The 13,258-nt window shown below is 46.8% G+C and carries 12 protein-coding genes; 8 read left to right on the top strand and 4 right to left on the bottom strand.

Translation table 11 applies throughout. The features are described 5' to 3' along the window. Positions 1-88: 88 nt before the first annotated feature. Positions 89-1,636 (top strand): type II/IV secretion system ATPase subunit, encoded by a 1,548-nt coding sequence (locus tag McpCs1_RS00090; RefSeq protein WP_338095232.1) that lies wholly within the window; start codon positions 89-91, stop codon positions 1,634-1,636. A gap of 410 nt (positions 1,637-2,046) precedes the next feature. Continuing rightward, on the top strand, positions 2,047-3,882 hold the full coding sequence (locus tag McpCs1_RS00095) for a type II secretion system F family protein (protein ID WP_338095233.1): 1,836 nt from the start codon (positions 2,047-2,049) through the stop codon (positions 3,880-3,882). 288 nt (positions 3,883-4,170) lie between these two features. Here the strand turns inward: McpCs1_RS00095 and McpCs1_RS00100 are convergent, their stop codons facing one another. Further along, positions 4,171-4,419, bottom strand: a complete 249-nt coding sequence (locus McpCs1_RS00100; RefSeq protein ID WP_338094873.1) for a pro-sigmaK processing inhibitor BofA family protein — start codon at positions 4,417-4,419, stop codon at positions 4,171-4,173. A 282-nt stretch (positions 4,420-4,701) separates the two neighbouring features. Between McpCs1_RS00100 and McpCs1_RS00105 the strand changes: the two genes are divergently transcribed. Both McpCs1_RS00105 and McpCs1_RS00110 read left to right on the top strand, forming a co-directional pair. Next, positions 4,702-5,139, top strand: coding sequence for a type IV pilin domain-containing protein (locus tag McpCs1_RS00105; RefSeq protein WP_338095234.1), 438 nt, complete (start codon positions 4,702-4,704; stop codon positions 5,137-5,139). Between the two features lie 712 nt (positions 5,140-5,851). Further along, positions 5,852-6,715, top strand: a complete 864-nt coding sequence (locus tag McpCs1_RS00110; protein ID WP_338095235.1) for a hypothetical protein — start codon at positions 5,852-5,854, stop codon at positions 6,713-6,715. A 785-nt stretch (positions 6,716-7,500) separates the two neighbouring features. On the opposite strand, the gene McpCs1_RS00115 is transcribed toward McpCs1_RS00110, so the two are convergent. The 3 genes from McpCs1_RS00115 to McpCs1_RS00125 are packed head-to-tail and all read right to left on the bottom strand — an operon-like array spanning position 7,501 to position 9,814. Continuing rightward, positions 7,501-8,394 carry a hypothetical protein gene (locus tag McpCs1_RS00115; RefSeq protein ID WP_338095236.1) on the bottom strand — a complete coding sequence of 298 codons (894 nt, stop codon included), beginning with the start codon at positions 8,392-8,394 and terminating at the stop codon, positions 7,501-7,503. Further along, positions 8,394-9,017, bottom strand: a complete 624-nt coding sequence (locus McpCs1_RS00120; RefSeq protein ID WP_338095237.1) for a hypothetical protein — start codon at positions 9,015-9,017, stop codon at positions 8,394-8,396. Before McpCs1_RS00120 ends, McpCs1_RS00115 begins: the two co-directional genes overlap by 1 nt. Then, the gene (locus tag McpCs1_RS00125) at positions 9,008-9,814 is read right to left on the bottom strand and encodes a DUF7289 family protein (protein WP_338095238.1); all 807 of its coding nucleotides are present in this window, start codon (positions 9,812-9,814) and stop codon (positions 9,008-9,010) included. The genes McpCs1_RS00120 and McpCs1_RS00125 overlap by 10 nt, the downstream gene beginning before the upstream one ends. Positions 9,815-10,083: 269 nt before the next feature. On the opposite strand from McpCs1_RS00125, the gene McpCs1_RS00130 reads away from it, so the two are divergent. Genes McpCs1_RS00130 through McpCs1_RS00145 form a run of 4 tightly spaced genes read left to right on the top strand, consistent with a single transcriptional unit; the run spans position 10,084 to position 13,253 of the window. Continuing rightward, a complete protein-coding gene (locus tag McpCs1_RS00130; RefSeq protein ID WP_338095239.1) occupies positions 10,084-10,413 on the top strand; it encodes an ATPase in 330 nt (109 codons plus the stop codon). Beyond that, complete coding sequence (locus McpCs1_RS00135) at positions 10,400-12,403, top strand: V-type ATP synthase subunit I (RefSeq protein WP_338095240.1); 2,004 nt, start codon at positions 10,400-10,402, stop codon at positions 12,401-12,403. The genes McpCs1_RS00130 and McpCs1_RS00135 overlap by 14 nt, the downstream gene beginning before the upstream one ends. Before the next feature lie 5 nt (positions 12,404-12,408). Next, positions 12,409-12,657: an ATPase gene (locus tag McpCs1_RS00140; RefSeq protein WP_338095241.1), complete on the top strand. Its 249-nt coding sequence runs from the start codon at positions 12,409-12,411 to the stop codon at positions 12,655-12,657. A 17-nt stretch (positions 12,658-12,674) separates the two neighbouring features. After that, a complete protein-coding gene (locus tag McpCs1_RS00145; RefSeq protein WP_338095242.1) occupies positions 12,675-13,253 on the top strand; it encodes a V-type ATP synthase subunit E family protein in 579 nt (192 codons plus the stop codon). Positions 13,254-13,258 lie beyond the last annotated feature (5 nt).

Here is a 13,258-nt window from a genome sequence, read left to right on the forward strand (position 1 = left end):
GTGATGCATATTGTTCGATAAAAAAACGGAAAAATCGCCAACTCCGGATTATTGTTTTGAACGGGACGGTCCCCTTGTCTCTCCAGTTTTGGACACAATCCATACTCCGGTTGAGTCATACTGGGCTGTCCCCGGTCTGTCCCTTGTGGTGATTGTCAATACTCCTGAAAATGAAAATCTTTATCTTCTTTATGAGCCGTCACTAACACCGTTTGAAAAGGAAGTTCTTGAGAGACTTTACTCTGGCGTTCGCAATATCCTGATTCTGGAGGATATTTATAATGAGAGTGAGAAGGCCAGTGCTTTGTATGATGCAATGGATAAGTACCTGGAGCGTTTTGACATTGAACTACCACTTGTTTCCATCTACAAAATCCGCTATTATCTGAGCAGGAACTATCTTGGATGGGGTATTTTGGACCCTCTGCAGCACGACTCAGCGATTGAGGATATATCCTGCGACGGAGTTAATGTACCTGTCTTTCTGTTTCACCGAAAGTACCGAAATATCCGCACCACCATTGTTTTCAAAAATACCAAAGACCTTGATACCATGGTTGTGTTGTTTGCCCAGAAAACCGATAAACACATCTCGCTTGCAACACCGATTGTGGACACCACACTTTCTGACGGCTCGCGTATTCAGCTGACATATGGTACGACCGTCAGCGCTCACGGTTCTTCGTTCACAATCAGAAAATTCAATGAAGTTCCGTACTCACCAATCGATCTGATTCTCAACAAGACGTTTACGATTGATGAGATGGTCTACTTCTGGATGGCTGTCGAGTACAACCAGTCTGTTCTTTTTATCGGAGGGACGGCTTCCGGAAAGACCACATCTCTCAATGCAGTTGCCCAGTTCATTCCCAGATTGTCAAAAGTTATTACTATCGAAGATACCCGTGAAATTACACTGAGTCATGAAAATTGGATTGCAAGTGTCGTTCCTGATGTCACGAGTGCTTCTGAAGAACGTGCTGAGATTACGATGTTTGATCTGTTGAAGGCTGCTATGCGTCAGCGGCCTGAATACATCCTGGTGGGTGAGGTTCGCGGTGTTGAGGCACAGACACTGTTCCAGGCAATGAACACCGGCCACACGACTTTTTCCACTCTGCACGCGGGCAGTGTGGATTCGGCAATTCATCGTCTGGAAAATGAACCGCTGAATGTACCAAAGGCAACTATTGAGTCATTGAACATTGTGTCCTCACAGGTACGTCTCTATCGTGATGGAAAACAGATTCGTCGATGTAATGAAATTGTGGAGATTATAGGACTTTCCGAGACGAAAAATGTAGTGGTCAATACGGTGTTCAAGTACGATCCTGCTAATGATGATGTGGTGTACTCGAGCCAGTCGCAGATTTATTCCCGCATTATGGAAGTCGCAGGTCGGGACCAGAATTGGCTGATGCAGGAACGGAGAAAACGATCTCAGTTTATTCGTGCTATGGTTGAACAGAAAATTCGGGATTATCGCGATGTCTCCGAGATTCTCTGGATGTATGACGCTATGCCCGAGTTGGTCGCCAGTTCGCTTGATGATCTGAGTGAGCTTCTCACGGACGGTATCACTTCACCCAAACTTTACCGAAATAAGAAAGCCTCTTTGGATGATCTGAGTCGATGAGCGCCCGTCGCAGTTTTTTCACGTCAAAGCCAGTTTCACCTGATGATGCAGGTATGTCTATGTCTGAGAACTGTGAAGTATCGGATGCTATTGAGAAAGTGTCTTCAGAGGAGGATGAATTTTCCCAATCAAAGAGTCAGTCTTTTCTTTCTATATTCAGACGAAAGAATGCTTCAGAGAGTGATGATACCCAATCTTGGAAAGTTCCATCTTTGGGAGATATTCTACCCTCTATGTCGGACGGGGAAACATGGTTTGGGGGTGAGGCACCACTTCCAGAAAGGAGTGGCGCTGCCGCCCGGCATCCTATTTCCCCCTCTGAAGAGCTGCCAAAGATTGGCAAAGGTTTTTTTGCGAGGTACCGCCAGGCGCGTCTGGACGTTTTGGAGGGGCAACTTTTTTCTGCCAGGATGCATATCAAAGCAGAGAGACTGTTTTTCCTCTCTCTCATCTCAGGAGTTCTTGCAGGCATAGCGACGTTTATCCTGCTCGCTTATCTGTCACAGCTGGTTGTGCCGCTCTCTTTCTTCGCGGTATTTCCTGTCTATGGTGCGATCATCGTTTCCGTCTGGCTGTTGATCGCAGTTGCTTCGATGTATGCTGCCCATGTCGCGATTTTATATCTTCCTGTTGTGGAGTGCAACAGCCGAAAAATGCGCATCGATCTGTCGCTCTTCAATGTGGCGACGTATTTGTATGCACTGCATCACAGTGAACCGAATCTGTACGCAGTTATTAATTCTCTTGCGAAGTATGCGGATTATTACGGTGAGGCGGCACATGAACTTCGGCAGGTTGTTTTCGATTGTGAAATGACCTCGTCTGATCTGTATGTTTCTCTTCTGAGACTTTCGGAGACGACGCCATCGGATAAGTTCCGGTTTTTCTTGACCGGTCTCTCCTCTTCATACAAGACGATTGGAACTGCGACTGACTATCTGCGGATGAAGGTCGAGGAACTTCGCAATGAACAGCGTATTTCCCAGAAGGTGTATCTGAATACGCTCGGAATTATTGCGGAGATGTATATTACAATCTTCGTTGCGGGTCCTCTGTTTATTATCATCGTGGTGATGGTGATGGGCATGATCTCAAGTGCGAATCCTTTGATCCTCGCTGTGATCATTTACGTGATGCTGCCGTTTGGAACCGCAATTTTTCTGCTGATGCTGGATATTATTTCAGAAATTCATGAGGATAAGTCTGAGAAACTTCATGCGATGGCTTCGATCCAGGAACCTGAGCATTTTCCTTCGGTTTCTGTGGTGATGCCAACTGAATCCGAGTCGCTGGCATTTGCACAGCTTGCGAAGAATGATAAGAAGGAAAAATATCGTTCGTTTACGAGTTCTCCTGTAGCTCATATGAAGCTCCATCCTGAGATGGTACTGCTGTTCAGTGTTCCGTGTGCGTTGTTGGTAATTGGAATTTTGTACTCTTTGTTTGTGTCTGTTCCTCTGACACCCTGGACATTTATTGAATGGGTTACGGCGACCGAGGATATTGTGATGGCTGGTGCTCTGGTTGTGCTGATTCCGTTTGCGATGTTTTATGCAGTGAAGTCACGAAATGCCAGACGGGTTGAGGAGTCTATTCCTGACTTTGCAGATCAGATGGCTTCTGCAGTGCGGCACAATATGACGCTAGGACAGGCTGTCGGGCTGATCGCGACAGAAGGTAAGAGTAATATTTTGGCTGAGATCAATCTGATTCGCCGGGATGTGTACTGGGGTGCTCTGATTACGGATGCTATCCAGAGGTTCAGTGATACGGTGCGTCTGGGTTCGATTGATCGAATGACTATTCTGATTTCTCAGGCAGAGCACTTTACGAACCGTTTGTCTGAGGTTCTGCAGATCATTGCCGAGGATGCGAAGAATATGGTGACTATGAAGAATGAGCGCCGCGGTGATATGCTGCTGTATGTGATGGTGGTGTATCTGGCATTCTTTGTGTTCGTGTTCGTGCAGGGTATTCTTGTGGTGATGTTTCTGCCGATGATGATGCAGGGTGGAGACGGGATGTCAATGATCGGCGGTATGACCGGAGGAGGTAGCGGCGGTATTTCGCTTGATGTGTATGATCGTCTGATCTATCACTCGGTGGTAATTCACGGCTTCTGTTCAGGACTCGTGGCTGGTATGATGGGTGAGGGCTCAGCACTTGCGGGTGTGAAGCATTCATGCATTATGATGGCTATTGCGATGATTGTGTTTGTTGCGCTGAAATTTTTCTTCATGTCGTAATTTTTTTTATTTTTTTCTTGTGGATGTACTTTGTGATGTTGGAAAGTACTTCATCACATTTTTTTCCAAAAAAATGTGGACTGTTGAGAGGTTGACGGGTTGGATGAGGATTTGAACCGTGAACGGCGTGAAGAGAAATTGCCAATGATGATTTTTTGTTATCCGTGCATTTCTGTGAAGTTACGAAGCAATGAACACGATGAGACGACGCGATGAGACGAAGCGCGGGGTTGAGGGCATACGATTCGTGTTTACTCCACGCACATCCAACAAGAAAAAAAAAGAATTTTAGATAACGATTCCGAAGAATGAGAGGATGATAAGGAGTGCGGCTCCAAGAATTCCTCCAACAGCACAGACAATCACCTGTGCTACGGAGAGATCGCCGATTGGTGCGAGGTTGAAGTACGAGACGATGAAGAGGATGACGACTCCGCAGACTGCGTTGATGAGGAGCTTCAGTCCGTTTCTGAGGAAGAAGAAGAGGATTGCCGCGATTGCAATGGCGACAATGATCATCAGTATAGTTTCTATCATGCTTGCTATATGATTGGAGAAGGAAAGGGATAAAATGTTGCGGTGGATGAGTTCTGGTTGCCTGATCACTGGTTTTTCGATCATCAGATGTGAGATGTTTGCGCGCTATGGGTATTTCAAGAGTAATCTCCGAAGGCATCATGAATGTCTGATTTCGGGCAAATATTCATTATTGTCGTGCTTTTTCAAAATTGGATTGTTATAGTGAGTTTACCTGGTTTTTTCACTATGATTTACTATTCCATATCCTTATATCCTGATTACGTCATATTATTATTTATTATGAAATCTGTAGCTAAGAAGAATGATGCAGTTTCGCCGGTTATCGGTACGATTCTGCTGGTGGCAATCACGGTTGTCCTTGTCGCAATCGTTGCCGCTGTCGTAATGGGTATGGTCGGCGGCGTCGGTCAGTCCAAGACTGTTGGTGTCACTGTTACGCCATCATCTGTAAACACCAGTCATACCGGTTTCATCTTAACCGTTACAGGCGGTCCAGATGCAGGTTCTCTGTCCAACGTCACTGCTTATATGGAAGGCGTAACTTTTGCTGAGAGTGGGGTTGTTAAAAACATGAGTGTTGGTGTACCTACGTTTGTACAAGCTACTGCTGGGGCACCCAAGAGCGGTACTCTTACGCTCACCGGAACCTTCAATGATGGCTCTAAGTACGTAATCTATCAGAACCAGTTTTCCATTCCGGCGACGACGACGACATAAGGATTAACAATCCTTCCACAGATTTTTTTCTTTTTTAGGCAAACTGTTTACATTCTTTTCTTCATCACAGGCATCTTCCAACACTGTAATTATCAGCATCTTCTCAACGCAATTCTGAATGAAATACTCTGATGACATGTTCTCCATCACTGAGTACTCAACTCTCTCAAAATTTCATCACCGACACACTTTCAAAAAAACTTCTCTTATCTGACCAACAACACGGGCAGCGTCAATTCCATTTACCTCGTCATCGGTCCGGCAAAACCTTCGGGCACACGATGACTGTCCGTCCCATTTTTGTTTTTGTCATCACCAACTTTTTTCGGACGGGTGTAGTTCGGTGATCTGGATATGAATTTTTTCCTCTATCGACCAAATGAAAACTGTATTTTGGTTTGGTCGAGATTTTTTGTTTCGTGTTTTTTCGATGAAACTCTGTGTTTTCACTGTTTTTCCGCTGGCGCAGCGGAGCATTGAACACGATGGAATGGCGTGTGGGTCGGTAAGCAGACCGAAGACATGCGTTCTGTCATTACCTCAAACAATACCAAGAACAGAATAATCTCAAACAATGGAACCCACCACCGCATAAGCCTTATTCTGAAAAAAATTCCAACAAATGTTTTTCTCTCCATCGCAAATTGTATTCCCCAAGCACTACCATGACAATACCCTTTATGAGGTATCAAGTACGTATAGATAGATGATCATGAGATCGGTAACTCAGGGTGAGGATGCGGTTTCTCCGACTATTGCAGCAATTTTGTTGGTTGTCATCACAATAGTGCTCGTTCTGATTGCAGGCGCGGTTGTGATGGACAGCGGCGAACAAGAGGACACAAAGTTTGTAGAGATCTATATGGTGCCGTCAGGAGAGAATGCGTTTCTCGTCACTGTGATGGGCGGGTATGATGCGGATACACTGGTATCTCTGAACGGATACATCAACGGTGTCATGTTTGATAATAACGGATTCATCGGCAATCCGAAGGTGGGCATCCCGTATTTGTTGAAGGTTTTCAAATCCAGTGCGGATGGCGGTGCTTTGTTTACGCTGGTCGGGACGTTCGAGGACGGGACAGTGCAGATGCTCTATCAGAGGATGGTGACAGTGCGGGGAAGTGGGGTAGTACCTCCGTGGAATCTGGGTAAACCAAATGGTCTGGAGAATGGATTAATTATAGGTCTCAGCCTCGAAAAAGGTGTTAATGAACTGATAATGATTGAGAACTCCAAATTGAACAAATTATATCCAGAATACTTTGATTACGTGGGATCAATTACTGAAGGTTCTCACATAAATATCTATACAAATTCGAACAACGGGCAACCATATGGGGGGGATAGATATGTATCTGTGATATTTGTCAGTCATCAAACAGGTGGTACAATAGGTGATGGATACCGAAACCTTAAACTTGGCTCTCCGAATAGTCTTCTGTCCAATGATATAAAAATTCCCGAAGGCTTTAACTCTGGAGACTGGTGTTATATAACGATTAGTGGGTATAACACAAATACCAAGCAAACGGATAGCGTTACTGCAATTATCAGAATGAGCTCTTCTGCTTAAACAGGCTGAATGATACAGCCTGTAAAACAAATTTCCACCCTCGTTATTTTTGTGTCTTCCATATTTTTTTTTAGTTGCTGTACTGCAAATGAATGTATGAGACAGTCCTTGATGAATTTAATCCGCTTATAGTGAAACGTCGTAACTATGATTGATTGCGGTTCTATGATTATCTCAGATAGGGTGAGTGATTTTGTCATGATATTTGGTATGCTCGCTGATGTTGACACTCGCGAAAAAAATCCGCTATGATTCACGTGAATATGAACTCATCGACTGATCCTTCCTTCGCTCCGCTACCGTGATGACTCCCCCCTCCTATTTTTCGACGTATTTTTCCAAAACAGCCCTTTTCGAAATGCAGGATTTCCGCCCTGAAAAGAATAGATCCCTCTTGTGCACATCACGTCACTGCCTTACTAACTCCATCTGACAGGAGTTCTCTTCGATTCTGACTGATTGTCTATTCCGGGAGGTTACGAGATACATTCAATTTTACCCGTCCTAATCATGGGCAACTGAGGGTCTGCAGGGGTGGAGGTAGGATGATTCATCGTCTGGAAAAGAGGGTGTTATATGGGGGACTTCGATATTTATGTTAATACGGCATTATGCTGATATCTTGGAAGAATCATTTGTGTTTGTGTGCAGATTTTCTACCCTGCTCCGTTACTGATCCCGTGTTCAGCACTACTTTTCTCCAATATGATTCACGAAACATAAGGCCCCCTCTCTCTCACCGCGGCATCACAAGACCAATTACATCAACCAAAGAAACACCATTATCAGCCCCCATAACGGTTCACTAATGACACATCATATGCTGCATCGCGCATATAGACCTTTACCCAGTTGTTACCCCCGACGGAAATTTTCAGTTTTGCTTCCTCACTCGTCAACGTTACCTCAGGGACAGCCTTTCCCGGATTCGCCATTTCGAATGCAGCAACCTCAGCAGGATAACGGGCTACCGCCTCAGCAAACATCTCACTCCACAGATTCTGCTGCTTGGGGTCAGATGACTGGAATGAAAGAGTCAGTGTCGTATCATTCATTGACTGAGTAATATCATACGTACTTCCCAGATATACACAATCTATCGGGACCCCCCAGTTACTGCTTGTCTCAGTACTTCCTGACATATTGATCAGAACCAGATCAATTCTGATCGTCGCATTGCTTTGCGTTGCATCAGGGTATATCTGAAGCAACCCGGGCGTTAACCACACCGCATTTCCACTGTCGCTCCTGAACACTCCTCCCCCCTCATAACCGATAACCGTCGTCCCTCTCGTCCCTCCAATCTGTGCCGAAAGTCTTCCAACCTCTGCATTCATCGTAGACGGAATCAGATTCACGGTTGGAGCCTCTTCCCTATAGAGAAACAACTCTCCTCCGGTATCCTCCGTGAATTGTATCGTCGTCCCGCTCATCCCTGAACTCCCCGGCATCAGCATCGAAAATCGTGCCCCCTCAAAATTATTCACCCGCACCTTATCCGCCGATAACTTCAGATCCAGAAATGCGTTTGACAATCCAATCGTATGCGTACTCTCAGCCTCCTTCATCTCAGCAGGAAGACTGATTAGTGCCCAAATGCCGATTCCAAGAGCAATCACCATCAAGAGAATCACAAACCCGATCACTACCGACGACCCGGAGTCAGAACTCTGTCGCATTACCGCACCCCCATATGGAACAAATAGTTAGAATCCTTACTATCAATCAGCCGATACTCAATCACCGCGCGGACGTTGCCGGAATTCTCAGACTTCGTACCCTCAGACACAAAAACCTTGTACTGATCCGATCCAGGAAGAACATACAAAAGATTTCCCGAAGGTCCGTATGCCCGTACTGAATTATCAGACCCCGAATATACCAGCGTCAGATCACTTGTGTATGCATTGACTCCGGAGTAACGCACCAAGACCGGTCGACAGACAACCTCTGCTATAACTTTTGAATCCGCACTCATATTCGCCGTAATGCTCAGCTTCCCCGACGCCCTTGTCAAAGGAAACGACAAAATCTCAAGCCCGCTCTCCGACACATCCGGTCCAAGCATGAACACACTCTCCCGCACAACACCAGTCGAGTTTGCAATCCACACATTTTCCACACCCGACTTAAACTCCGAAAACTCCATCTGGATATTTGCCGTATGAATCTCCTCCATCCGCTCTCCTCCTGCCGGTACCGCATACAGTGTCCAGATAGTGAACGCTAAAATCAGCATCACCAGAATCATCACAAAACTGATCACCTCCGACACTCCCTCATCGTACTTTCTTACTGCCATGGCACTGCCCCCTGAACCTTCATTGCATAATTCACTGACAGAACCTTGACTTTTCCATAGTACTGCAGATTTCCGTTTTGTTCAACAACACCGGAAGCTTTCAGTAGATTCTCCCAGACTCTCTTCACCTGTTCATTCGGCGAAGAGATCTCTATCGTCACCGGACTTCCCTGATCTCCCGAGTACTCTTTTGCACCCTGAACATTCGCCGTATAGTTCACCACACCAAAACTGTTTCCCGTCACACTCGTCGTACCCGAACTCTGCCTCGGCAGAACAATAAACAGCGTACCGTCACCTCCCTTTCCCACACTCGGCACAAGCAGCATCGACTGATACTCCCGTGTTCCCGCAAATACCGCGCCCGCATCATACATCACCACAGAATTTTCAGTATAATGATTTGCCGTCGAATACGTCAGCCGCAGAAGGTTATCGTATGTTTCCCCACCAACCGTTATTCTCAGATCCGACAGCCCCGCAGTCAGCGTTGCCGACCCAAGCGTCGGTTTAAACGCCGGAAGCATCGAAATCATTCCCTGTTTTGGTGTCGAAAGTTGGATCAAAGCACTCCGTGTCACATTCGTCAGATTCTTCTCCTCCCACAAAATGTCCATATCATACTTCAGATTCGAAACATCCTGAACCGCGCCAAGTGCCAGTTCATTCTCCAGCTCCGCTCCATTCATCGGCGGAACAATGAGAGCCATAATAAACAGAGCCATGACCACGAGTCCCATAATTAACACGAACCCGATGATCTCTGTAACTCCCTCATCTGACACTGGTCGGATCATACTACCATAGTAGTACCTGTTTTTGAAAACATATAGGTTTGCGATGACAGGTATTATGAGTGGTAAATTTCTCTGGCAAAATACTAATACTTTTTTTTCTCTGATGGGATGTCCTAGTAAAACCGGTTGCGCTCCTTCCCTTCGAACTCCCTTCATGAGACAGAGAACCCCTTCCTTCATATCCTCTCCCCCATGTTGCCGGAACCAAAGAACGTAAGTATAAACACTAATACTCACCTAATATTATGTTGCCGTGAGAGGAGGGTTGGATGAAAACTGAGGTTTTAAAAAGCATCAAAGAAACCGAAGCCCAATGTAAATCCATGATCACTGCAGCCCAGGCCGAACGTGAGCAAATTCTTGCAAACGCACGACTTGAAGCTGACAACCTGATTGCCAAGGCAACCAATGTTGCCGAGGATTACAAAAAGCAGCGTCTTTCAGATGCACGAAATGTTGCAGCAGCAAAGCATGCCGCAATCGTGAAACAGGGCAAAGCAGACGCCGACGCCACGATTGCAACCGGAAGCAAAAAGCTCCCGCAGGCATCCTCGTTGTTTGTAGAACGGTTTAAGGAGAAACTGCATGTTTCAGCCTAAACCGATGACGCATCTGCTCATTGCAGCGTCAAAAGAGCAGATGACGTCAGTTGTGACTGAACTATACCGTCACCGAGTCTTCCACATAACCGATTTTGTAGATCAGGGAAAGGAAGGTTACGAAGGCGTACGCATAGGCACCCCTCTTGAGGGTGCCGGCGACCTTTCCACCAATCTGCTGAAGATCCGTTCTCTTGAGAACGTATTTCAGACAAGCCCTGAAACGCTTTTCGACGTCCCCAAACGTCCTGTAGAGTCGATCCGACAAGCAATTGAGCGTGAACTTCCTGCAATTGAAGCAGAAGTAAACGATCTCACGGTAAAACGATCGAACGCAGAGTCACGTATCCGGGACAGCGAACAGCACATCGCTGAACTCAGACCTTTTGCACTCGTACCGCTTGAGATGGATCTCTACCGCGGCTACGACAGCATCACTGCAATTGCCGGCTACATCGGAAGTGATGTTACCATCGCGGTCCCGCATGAAAAATATTATGCGGCACGCAAAGATGGAAACTTCATCGTTGTCTTCGTCGAAAAGCAGCATGCAACAGAGGTAGAACGCACACTTTCCGATGCCGATTTCCAGTCGGTTACCATACCGAACGAAACCGGAAGTGTTCAGGCCGCAGTCGACAAGTACACTGCCGACCAGACACAGGCAAAGGCCGCGTTCGCTGAAGCAAACGCAAAAATATCCGAGCTCAAAGCAAAGTACGCCGACTTACTCGCCGCATGCGACGAAGTACTGTCCGGCGATGTGGAACGCGCTGAAGCCCCGTTACGGTTTGCAACCACCGAGGAAGCATTCGTCATCGACGGATGGGTCCCCGCTGATCACATCGAACCGATCACTGCAGGCTTAAGCCAGGCAACCGGCGGCAGCGTATACGTAACGGTTGACGACGGCGACGTCGATGCAACCGCAATACCGGTGGAGTATAACAACCCATCGTTCGCAAAGCCATCTGAACTTTTCATGGACGTCTATGCACGTCCGAGATACAATGAAATTGACCCGACCTTAATTCTCGCCATCATGTTCCCGATCTTCTTCGGTCTCATCGTTGGTGACGTAGGATACGGTATTATCTTCTTAATCCTTGCACTGTTTGTCCGAAAGATGGCAATGTTCAGAGGAGAAGGCGGTAAAAACCTTGTCAAAATTCTCGTCGGAGCAAGTATCTCAACAATATTCTTCGGAATACTTTATAGTGAATGCTTAGGATATGCCCTTCCGTGGCATGCCGTCATGTTCCAGCGCCACTTGGCAATCGGAGCTGACGCCGCACACGCAACAGGCCCTGACGCAATCCCTCTGCTGATTATGTCCGTATGGTTTGGTATCATCTACATTACCGTCGGCCGTATCTTCGGAATGATTAACCACTATAGAATGGACCACGCAGGCAAGCACAGAACAAAAGCAATCATCGGACAGTTCGGATGGATCGCCATCCTCTGGGGTCTTTTAATTCTCGTTTGGTCGTTCTTTTCGGTCGAACAGATGTTTGGAATCTCGGGCATGATGCCTGACCTTACGAACTCCCCACTGATCGCACCCGGTCTTTCCGTCAGCGCTCTTGCTGGACTTATCCTGCTTGTACTCGGATGCATCTTCCTTGCACAGGAAAATGTGCTCGACTTAATGGAAATCCCGACAATCATCTCGCACGTACTTTCCTTCTGCCGTATCGCCGCAGTCGGTCTGTCGTCGGTTGCAATCGCAATGGTCGTCAACTACCTTTCCTTTGGTATGTTCATTGACCCGGCTCTTGCAAACCTCGATGCAGTCGGTGTAATAATGATAATTGTTGGTGTCCTCATATTCATATGCGGTCACGCCCTCAACGTAGGTCTCGGTCTCCTTGGTGGAGGTCTCCACTCGATTCGTCTTCACTACGTTGAATTCTTCACCAAATTCTATGTTGGTGGAGGTATCAAGTACAATCCGTTTGGACTTAAACGCAAATTCTCAGAGGAGTAAAAACTATGGCAATTGAAACTATGACAGTTGAAGCAGCACAGGCAATGGCAGTCGGATACAAAGCAATCGGTGCAGGTCTCGCAGTAGGTCTCGCCGGCGTCGGAACCGGTATGGGTGAAATGGGTATCGGAGCAGCAGCAGTCGGAGCAACCGCAGAAGACCGCGACATGTTCGGTCTCGCACTTCTCTTCACTGTGCTTCCGGAAACCATCGTCATCTTCGGCCTTGTGATTGCACTGTTACTGCTCTTCTAAGCGGAGACTTGCAAATCATGGGACTTGAGGTTGTAGTTGACGAAATCAAGGCAAAGGGTACCCGCGAGGCAGCCCGGATTAAATCCGAAGCTGAAGCTGAAGCAAAGACTATTGTTGCAGACGCAACCAAACGTGCAGAGGAAATCCGTCTCGCTGCAGAAGCAGACGCTGTCCTTCAATCTGACCGCATTATGATCCGTGAGGTCGCTGCGGCAAATCTGGTCGTAAAACGCGACCAGCTGAATGCACAAAAGGAGCTGCTCGACAAAGTCTACAGTGAAGCATCCGGCGAAATCGCAAACCTTCCGGCAGATGTTCACGCAAAAGCCGTACGCTCCCTTCTCAAAGATGCTGTAAAGCAGATCAAAGAAGGTGTCGTACTCGCAAACGAGCGTGACGAAGCTGCAGTAAAAGCAGCCCTGTCAGAACTGAAAACCCTTTCCGGATTTACGTTTGGAGGAATCACCGACATCGACGGCGGTGTCGTAGTACAGAGTGCCGATGGCCAGTTAACGCTTGACCTCTCGTATCAGACCTTTATGGGCGAGGTATGGGAGTCAAGTCTCAAGGACGCATCGGAGATCTTGTTTGGATGAGGTAA

Source organism: Methanorbis rubei (assembly GCF_032714495.1).
In the GTDB taxonomy this organism is placed as follows: domain Archaea; phylum Halobacteriota; class Methanomicrobia; order Methanomicrobiales; family Methanocorpusculaceae; genus Methanocorpusculum; species Methanocorpusculum rubei.

What these genes read in the sequence shown, in the direction of transcription:
- McpCs1_RS00095 (WP_338095233.1), top strand. Translation starts at nt 2,047, where the DNA reads ATGCATATCAAAGCAGAGAGACTGTTTTTCCTCTCTCTCATCTCAGGA.
- McpCs1_RS00100 (WP_338094873.1), bottom strand. Translation starts at nt 4,419, where the DNA reads ATGATAGAAACTATACTGATGATCATTGTCGCCATTGCAATCGCGGCA.
- McpCs1_RS00105 (WP_338095234.1), top strand. Translation starts at nt 4,702, where the DNA reads ATGAAATCTGTAGCTAAGAAGAATGATGCAGTTTCGCCGGTTATCGGT.
- McpCs1_RS00110 (WP_338095235.1), top strand. Translation starts at nt 5,852, where the DNA reads ATGAGATCGGTAACTCAGGGTGAGGATGCGGTTTCTCCGACTATTGCA.
- McpCs1_RS00115 (WP_338095236.1), bottom strand. Translation starts at nt 8,394, where the DNA reads ATGCGACAGAGTTCTGACTCCGGGTCGTCGGTAGTGATCGGGTTTGTG.
- McpCs1_RS00120 (WP_338095237.1), bottom strand. Translation starts at nt 9,017, where the DNA reads ATGGCAGTAAGAAAGTACGATGAGGGAGTGTCGGAGGTGATCAGTTTT.
- McpCs1_RS00125 (WP_338095238.1), bottom strand. Translation starts at nt 9,814, where the DNA reads ATGATCCGACCAGTGTCAGATGAGGGAGTTACAGAGATCATCGGGTTC.
- McpCs1_RS00130 (WP_338095239.1), top strand. Translation starts at nt 10,084, where the DNA reads ATGAAAACTGAGGTTTTAAAAAGCATCAAAGAAACCGAAGCCCAATGT.
- McpCs1_RS00135 (WP_338095240.1), top strand. Translation starts at nt 10,400, where the DNA reads ATGTTTCAGCCTAAACCGATGACGCATCTGCTCATTGCAGCGTCAAAA.
- McpCs1_RS00140 (WP_338095241.1), top strand. Translation starts at nt 12,409, where the DNA reads ATGGCAATTGAAACTATGACAGTTGAAGCAGCACAGGCAATGGCAGTC.
- McpCs1_RS00145 (WP_338095242.1), top strand. Translation starts at nt 12,675, where the DNA reads ATGGGACTTGAGGTTGTAGTTGACGAAATCAAGGCAAAGGGTACCCGC.